The following is a 738-nucleotide window of genomic DNA, read 5'->3' as shown; positions in this document are numbered from 1 at the left end:
ACAACCAATATTTTCAATAAATTATTATAATAAGGTAGGTAGATACCTGTATTTATGGATTCCCATAATTGACCAAGTTCATTATCTTCTAAATACCGCTGACCTTTATTCTGTTTTTTTCCAACATCCTGAATAGTTAAATCATCCAATACATGGCTGATCGCATACCTTCTTACTCGGCAAAACTTCAGGGCTTGCTTGCACAGTTGAAATACAGAACCAGCAGCCACCGGAGCTTTCTTTTTCATTCGATCAAAGCATTGCAGCCAATATATTGTTTCACAGTCAGACAATGCCATTTCACCAATATAAGGATAAATATGTTTTTCTAATTGAAGAATGAGGGTATCGATATTCACTCGATTCTCTCTACCGTAGTGCTCTATCCAATATTCGATAGCATCTTTTACAGTGACTGGTTTTAATGATTCTTGCATCACTAAGTTAAATTGGAGCTTTGGATCTTTACCGGACGCCAACCAGTTACGGCATTTGTCCCGTGTTTCACGAGCTTGTTTGAGGGGCATATCAGGATAGCGCCCAATGGTAAGGCGGTTTAACTTTTTACCATCAAGTCGATAGGTAAAAACCCAGCTAATACCTCCTGCTTTAGATGCTTTGGCACTCAACCCAGCACCATCAGCAAAAAACTCAATATTATCCCTTTCTTTTCCGTGCAAATTTTTAAGTTTTTTGTCACTGAGCTTGTTTAGTTCGGCAGCCATGATCACTCAAAAT

The 738-nt window shown here is 38.3% G+C and carries 1 protein-coding gene; it reads right to left on the bottom strand.

Going from position 1 to position 738, the window contains the following annotated elements; translation table 11 throughout:
- Positions 1 to 725, bottom strand: a 725-nt coding sequence (locus PSI15_RS18325; protein WP_273584766.1) for a tyrosine-type recombinase/integrase, incomplete at its 3' end; no start/stop codon positions are given.
- Positions 726 to 738: the final 13 nt, after the last annotated feature.

The organism is Xenorhabdus sp. PR6a, assembly GCF_028599065.1.
Lineage (GTDB): Bacteria > Pseudomonadota > Gammaproteobacteria > Enterobacterales > Enterobacteriaceae > Xenorhabdus > Xenorhabdus doucetiae.
This window is presented reverse-complemented; position numbering and strand designations above follow the sequence as displayed.